Source organism: Chamaesiphon sp., assembly GCF_041737865.1.
Classification (GTDB): Bacteria; Cyanobacteriota; Cyanobacteriia; order Cyanobacteriales; family Chamaesiphonaceae; genus Chamaesiphon.
This window is the reverse complement of record NZ_JBGSQZ010000014.1, coordinates 1-6,774: the sequence shown is the minus strand read 5'-3', so window position 1 is coordinate 6,774 and position 6,774 is coordinate 1. Positions and strand designations below refer to the sequence as shown.

The 6,774-nt window shown below is 43.9% G+C and carries 8 protein-coding genes and 1 pseudogene; 8 read left to right on the top strand and 1 reads right to left on the bottom strand.

Going from position 1 to position 6,774, the window contains the following annotated elements:
• The first annotated feature begins 154 nt into the window (after positions 1 to 154).
• The 5 genes and pseudogenes from ACEW9J_RS01025 (at position 155) to ACEW9J_RS01005 (ending at position 4,296) form a co-directional block, all read left to right on the top strand.
• Positions 155 to 1,420, top strand: a complete 1,266-nt coding sequence (locus tag ACEW9J_RS01025; protein ID WP_373543293.1) for an ABC transporter permease — start codon at positions 155 to 157, stop codon at positions 1,418 to 1,420.
• A gap of 114 nt (positions 1,421 to 1,534) precedes the next feature.
• Positions 1,535 to 2,145: pseudogene (locus tag ACEW9J_RS01020) on the top strand (ABC transporter ATP-binding protein); the annotation flags it as partial.
• Between the two features lie 130 nt (positions 2,146 to 2,275).
• On the top strand, positions 2,276 to 2,797 hold the full coding sequence (locus tag ACEW9J_RS01015; protein WP_373543292.1) for an RICIN domain-containing protein: 522 nt from the start codon (positions 2,276 to 2,278) through the stop codon (positions 2,795 to 2,797).
• Between the two features lie 114 nt (positions 2,798 to 2,911).
• A complete protein-coding gene (locus tag ACEW9J_RS01010; protein WP_373543291.1) occupies positions 2,912 to 3,778 on the top strand; it encodes a hypothetical protein in 867 nt (288 codons plus the stop codon).
• Positions 3,779 to 3,954: 176 nt separating this feature from the next.
• Positions 3,955 to 4,296, top strand: coding sequence for a DUF4342 domain-containing protein (locus tag ACEW9J_RS01005; RefSeq protein WP_373543290.1), 342 nt, complete (start codon positions 3,955 to 3,957; stop codon positions 4,294 to 4,296).
• Positions 4,297 to 4,493: 197 nt separating this feature from the next.
• Here ACEW9J_RS01005 and ACEW9J_RS01000 read toward each other — a convergent pair whose 3' ends face one another.
• Positions 4,494 to 5,060 carry an SRPBCC family protein gene (locus tag ACEW9J_RS01000; protein WP_373543289.1) on the bottom strand — a complete coding sequence of 189 codons (567 nt, stop codon included), beginning with the start codon at positions 5,058 to 5,060 and terminating at the stop codon, positions 4,494 to 4,496.
• Positions 5,061 to 5,196: 136 nt separating this feature from the next.
• Here ACEW9J_RS01000 and ACEW9J_RS00995 point away from each other — a divergent pair, with 136 nt between their 5' ends.
• The 3 genes from ACEW9J_RS00995 to ACEW9J_RS00985 all read left to right on the top strand — a co-directional run.
• Positions 5,197 to 5,652, top strand: a complete 456-nt coding sequence (locus ACEW9J_RS00995; RefSeq protein ID WP_373543288.1) for a MarR family winged helix-turn-helix transcriptional regulator — start codon at positions 5,197 to 5,199, stop codon at positions 5,650 to 5,652.
• Between the two features lie 34 nt (positions 5,653 to 5,686).
• The gene (locus tag ACEW9J_RS00990; protein ID WP_373543287.1) at positions 5,687 to 6,142 is read left to right on the top strand and encodes a DUF2281 domain-containing protein; all 456 of its coding nucleotides are present in this window, start codon (positions 5,687 to 5,689) and stop codon (positions 6,140 to 6,142) included.
• A gap of 192 nt (positions 6,143 to 6,334) precedes the next feature.
• A partial coding sequence (locus ACEW9J_RS00985) for a cation-transporting P-type ATPase (RefSeq protein ID WP_373543286.1) occupies positions 6,335 to 6,774 on the top strand: 440 nt, incomplete at its 3' end.

Genomic DNA, 6,774 nt, shown 5'->3' with positions numbered 1-6,774 from the left:
ATCTACCCACCCCACCCTACGGGCACCCCTGTCTTGTAAAGGTGCTCCACTTGGGGAAACAAGCGACGTTTTGGGGGGAAGCTTCCCCCCAAAAGCTCGCGCCCCAAGACCGCACTTTCCGCTCCCAAGAGGGGATTTTCCTAGCAAATCACTGATGCGTTCATCCCGTCGCAGTAAACGCAAAATCTCACTGCTGGAAATATTCCTGATGGCAGTCGAAACCTTGTGGAGTAGCAAAATCCGCAGTGGATTGACGATGTTGGGCGTAATTATTGGGATATCATCTGTAATTGCAATTACTTCGATCGGTCAAGGTGTCCAAAAAGCTACCGAGTTACAAATTCAGGCATTGGGTACAAATATTCTCCAGGTTTCAGCAGCCTCGGCGCGAACTGGTGGGATCAGTCAGGGGGCTGGCTCTGCTAGTACTCTCACTTGGGAAGATGCTCAAGCGATCGCCAAGCAAGTCCCCGCCGCTACAGCGGTAGCCGCATATCTACAACGCCAGAATATTCAGGTGGTGCGGGGCAATATCAACATTGCCACAATGGCATTAGGCACAGATTTGAACTTCCCAGTGGTGAGAAATCTCCACACGCAATTAGGGGCATTTTTCCGTCAAGAGGATTTAGATATCGCCAAACCAGTTGTTGTTCTTGGTTCCAAAGTTCGAGATGACTTGTTCTCGCCATCGGAAAATCCGATCGGTGCCGATATTCGAGTTCGGGGCAACCGCTACAGTGTTATCGGCGTAATGGAGTCAAAAGGATCGATCGGCGGGCAAGATGCGGATGACATTATTTATTTACCGTTGACTAATATGTCCGCAGAAATTGTTGGTAACAATTCGCTCACAGGTACTGCTGTTAATGGTTTCTTGCTCCAATCTAGCAATGCCGACCAGCTTGAAGCGGCGCAATTTCAGGTGACGAATGTACTCCGGCTGCGCCATAATATTCGCCCGCCCAAGGAAGATGATTTTCGCGTCACCAATCAAGTGGATATCATTAATACTTTCACAAGTATTATGGGGTCGTTGACGCTGATGGTCGGTGCGATCGCCGGAATTTCGCTAGTCGTCGGCGGCATTGGCATCGCAAATATTATGCTAGTTTCCGTGATGGAACGGACGCGGGAAATCGGGCTGCAAAAAGCTGTCGGTGCAACGAGCGGCGCGATTCTGAATCAATTTTTGATGGAATCGATCGTGATTTCGAGTCTCGGTGGTGCGATCGGGATTGGATTGGGTGTCGCTCTCGCTTTCACTGTTGCTACGATCTTCAAATTTCCGTTTGTGGTGTCTTTATTGTCAGTGGTGGTCGGTTTCTTCCTTTCGCTGATTGTTGGTGTGTTAGCGGGCGGTATTCCAGCCCGTAATGCGGCAAAATTAGACCCGATCTTGGCACTATATGGGGATTAAATAACGTGAGTTGCTAGTTAGATCGAGAGTTATGAATTGGGTAAAGGGTAAAGGGTAAAGGGTAAAAGAAAGATGCCTTTGCTTGATTGACTTTTCCCCTTACCCCTTGCCCCGACGCTCGATGATGATGAACTTGCCGATATTCGCAATCAATATATTGGGTTTGTGTTTCAACAGTTTAACCTCTTGCCAAGACTCACATCTTTGGCAAATGTGATGCTCCCGATGATTTATGCCGATGTCGATAAGTCGCAACGAATCGAACAAGCTACCGATGCACTAATTCAATTTGGTTTGAGCGATCGCATCCAGAACCGTCCCAATCAGCTCTCCGGCGGACAACAATAGCGAGTGGCGTTGGCGAAGCCTCTTCTAAGGAACTTAACCTATAATTAGCTCACAGCAAGGATCTGTAGGTTGGGTTGAAGAATGAAACTAGGGCATACCCAACCATAGTTTCTTTCATCGATTAGACGACGTTTACGTCGGCTCAGTTGCTCGGAACGAGAATCGCTCGTGCTTTAGTCAATCATCCTGCATTAGTTCTCGCCGATGAACCGACTGGCGCGTTGGATTCTAATACTTCTGAGGAGATTATGAATCTGTTGACAGATTTAAATCAACAGGGTACGACGATCTCGATCGTCACCCATGATGCCAACGTTGCCGCTAGAACAAAACGGATAATTCGGATGGTCGATGGAGTCATTGTTGAATCGATCTAATTAATTTGCGATTTAAGATATCTCTACATTTTGATTCGATCTACCGTCCTAGAAATAGCTAATTTGATAGACAGTAGTATCTATGTCAAGTTGGTATAATACAAACATAAATAAGCAATTTTATATTTGTATGAAAATTCAGAAACTCATCGTTGCTTTACCGATAATCTTGATTAGTCTACTAGCTAATGAAGTTAACGCTCAGATTAAGCAAAATCGACTGCGAAATACACTCACTGGCGCAGATAGCTGCTTGGACATTATCGAAGATGATAAAAATAATCGATTGACGATGACTAAGTGTGGCAATGTTGCTGGACAACGCTGGAGCATGACAGCTAGTGAAAAAAATCCTCAAGCTTATCAGTTACAGACTCCATTCACAGGCATGGATAAATGCTTGAATGTTATTAATGACGGTGAAAATAATAAAGTAACCATGGCTAAATGTAACAGTCTGCCTGGACAACTCTGGAGCATTACACCTAGCAAGACAATTCCTGGCAATTCTGGCTATTATTTTGTGACGAATGCGCTTACAGGGGAGAATAATTGTTTGAACGTTCTCAATGACGGTAGAAATAATCAACTGACGATGGCAAAATGTGACAATATTTCTGGGCAGAGCTGGAGGATTACCAGCACTCGTTAATACATCACTAATGATTACAACTACTGAGAGAATAACTTTCCTCACAGATTCCTCATCTTTTGTTAATACTATGAGGAGTATTCACTTGTCTCAGTATTAGTAAGGATAAAATCTATGAAATGGCAACAATTAATTTTAGCATTTATAGCCACCATTTGTTTAATCTTTGCTGGGAATGCGCTAGCACAGACTGATATTAATATTAATAATACCAATCTGGTTCGCTTTGGTGGCGGCGTAACTGTAGCGGCGAACCAAACTGTCGAAAACGCTAGTGCTTTTGGTGGGAGTGTGACGGTATTACCCAATGCTAGAGTTTTGGATACAGCGATCGCTTTTGGCGGCGATGTCATCCTCAAAGCAGGGGCGCGGGTAGATGGTGATGCTTACTTCTTTGGCGGCAAAATCATCCAGGAACCAGGGGCGATTATTGGCGGCGAAAAGGCTACATTTAGTGACAGACATGGCATGATGTACGGCTCCCATGGTAGACAAAGCTTCTTCGCTCACTATTTCTTCAGTGCAGTGTTTAGAATCTGTGCTGCTGTTGTAGCTGCTATTCTCGGACTGATTATCTTGCAAACCAGCCCAACCTTTTTGCCTGATTTGGCAGAAAAATTGCGTCAACAGCCTGGATTGACGGCTCTGTGGGGAATTGGAGCGATTTTTGCTATTCTCTTCGGCACTGTGTTTTTAGCGGTTACATTGATTGGAATTCCCTTGATTCCACTATTGAGTTTGAGTGCGGTTGTTACCTCTTTAGTCGGTTCGCTCGGTGTGGCTCTATTTGTCGGTCAACGTCTGGATAAGAATGGCAAGCAGTCAGCAACACAGCAATTCTTAATTGGTTTGGCAATTTTGACAGTTCTGGCATTAATTCCGTTTTTAGGAGGATTAGTAGTTCTCCTGATTAATCTATTTGGTTTGGGTGTCATCTTGCTCTGGAAATTTGGTAGAGGACAACCGCAGATGGCGGCTTAGATACGCTAGAGCCAAAGGCTTCTCGCAGAAGCCTTTGGCTTCCCTACTAACTGTTACAAAATCGAGAAAAATAACTATGGTTACTCATAAAACTCAAGAAGTTTCACTCGATGAACTGATGCAATCTATCGGTAATCAAAAATCTAACTTGCAAATATAACTAGGAAATTCATAACATGAACGTACAAAATGATAACTTTCAAGAAAATGTCGAAACAATCCAGTCTGAATTAGTAACTGGAGAACATGAAGCAAAAACAGCAGAAAAGATTGGAGTAGAAGAATTTAGTATTAATGGTGATGCCCTCGGAGCCAAAATCAAAGAACTCGTACATCAAGGTAATATTCGGCGGATTATTCTCAAAAATGAAGAGGGGCATGTCTTAATTGAAATTCCTTTAACTGTTGGCGTAGTTGGTGGTGCCATCAGTGCGGCTTTCTTCCCCATTCTGGCTGCTGTAGGATCGATCGGCGCAATGGTTGCTCATCTGACGATCGTGGTAGAAAAACGGGAATAATCTTGCCAAGAAGTATTGTTTGGATGACTCGTTGACCTTTGGACTGCCGTAGGCAATCGCCAACATTTTTCTAATGACATATCGAGTCATCCAAGAATAGCTTTAAGTAGGTATTATTTATTTGTTAAATGAATAATGCCTGAAACCTGAGTCGATCGTGTTAATACTTTTAGGTTCAGCTCGGTAAATATACATAATCAAGTCGTGCCAGAAATTGATGCAGGTTGCCCAGTATAAATTTGGAAAGGTGGTTCTGAAAATCTTTTTAGACCATCTAAATCTTTTTGATGCAGTTTGCGCGTCCAACTCACAACGCCAACAAGCCTAAGCACCAGATTGAAAGGAGGCATAATCTCGTTAGTGAAGTGCAACAACACTTTTGTGCGCGTCGCGTTGATAGGTATCAATTCAAACTGCATCTTAGCTTTGTGAGGCGGACCACCACCAAAGAGTTCAAAATCCACGCTTTTATTTTCTGAGATCGCAGTGACTTCCTGGTGTCCGATCCGTTTGCCTTCTTTGTCAAAAAACACTGTTTGAGCACCAACGCCACCATCTTCCTGCTGACATTCACAGGTCGATCCAGTTTCACTCGGCCAAGCCGACCAGCGCATCAAGTCTTTTTGGAACCGAATATGGTCGTAGATTTGTGCGACAGAAGCATCGATCGTAATTTCTTCTGTGTACCTAACGAACTTGGGAGTAAGAAAAACAACAACGGAGATCGCTACCGCAATGCCTGAGATAATGACTAATAGATCCATGACTGATTCCTCGAATGATGAGTTGCACTATAAACCTCGTTCATCTAGAATATCAATAATCAAGTAACTTGTCAATCAAGCTAGGTTTGAGTCGGCGATTCATGATGTCATTTAAGCTACGATTGAGGAATTTACAATGGAAGAGCGAATCATTAAGGATAGTGTAGATATTGTTGCGGCTTGCCGTCAATTGCACTCGGCAATCGATCGGCTAGACCATGCAGCGGCTGGAAGTCTTGCTATCTCTCGCAACGATTTACGCTGCCTAAATTTGCTCGAACATGGTTCGGTTACTCCGACTTATATCGCCACAGCTCTGAACTTAACCACTGGTAGCGTTACGGCTCTAATCGACCGATTGGAAACAAAAGGACTAGTCGAGCGGATGCGCGATCCCAATGACAGACGTGGCATATTGGTCGCTGCGACTCCAAAAGTATTTCAAAATCTTGGCGCAATCTATAGTTTATTTGCTAATGAGCTGCGCCTTACCATTGGTAAGTATTCAGAAACCGATCGGGCTTTAGCCATTCGACACGTACTAGATTTGGCTCAAACCTGCTTGAGTGTGGTCGATCGCATCGAAGGATAAAATTTACCATAGACCAGGGGTCATTCAAAGCAACTTGGGTTCAGACATTATTGATGTTGTAAATATTTATTATGTCGCCATATTTGCTAAATTTTATTCGATCGACGCAATGTTTGCTCATCTGACGATCGTGCTAACTTCTAACTCATCTTGTTGGCAAAGCCTCTGCACCAGCAGCGTCTGGCTCCGCAGACACAAAGACTTTATAATGGATAGTGCAGCCGTAATGGGAAGAAACACCATGACATATCAAACGATTCTCTTTCAGAGACGCTGTGCGAACGATTTGGTTGATGCAGCACAGACTAGAATGCGCTCCCTATCGCTATCTCAACAGCAGACAGTGATTGACTTTATTGAATTTTTGGCTAGTAAGCAGGTTGTGGAAAGCGATAAACCACAAGACAAATCACCTCGCGTGTTTGGTTTACACGCTGGAATGGGTGAGATCCACGAAGGTTTTGAAGATCCTCTGCCTGATGAATTTTAGACATTACCTTAGCTCACATCTATGCCCTAGAGAATTTACCAAATGAGCATCGCGATCCCTTTGACAGAATTATGATTGCTCAAGGAATGGTAGAAGAAATGCCATTCTTGAGTGCTGACAAGGTTTTCGATCTTTATCCAATCGAGCGAGTTTGGTGAAAATTTATACCATGAGTAGTTTGGATATTGTAATATGCTCTCACCGTTACCAATTCTTCGAGAGACAAAGCCATCAGATCCACTTTGGCATACACTGACGATCGATCGGACATTATCACGACTCGAAACAGACGAGAAAACAGGTTTAACCGATCGACAAATAATCGATCGACGACAAGAATTCGGCGCGAATGAACTGGTTGCTGCGGCTAGTCGTCAATGGTGGCAGATTTTACTCGACCAATGTACCAATATTATGTTGGTAATGTTGATGGTTGTGGCGGTGGTTTCTGGTATCTTTGATTTCATCGAAATTCAGGCGGGAAAGACGAGTGGATTGCCGTATAAAGATACGATCGCCATTCTCTCAATTGTCATCCTTAATGGAATTTTGGGTTACTTCCAAGAAAGTCGTGCCGAACAAGCATTAGCCGCACTCAAACGGATGGCTGCACCCAAGGTGAGGGTATTGCG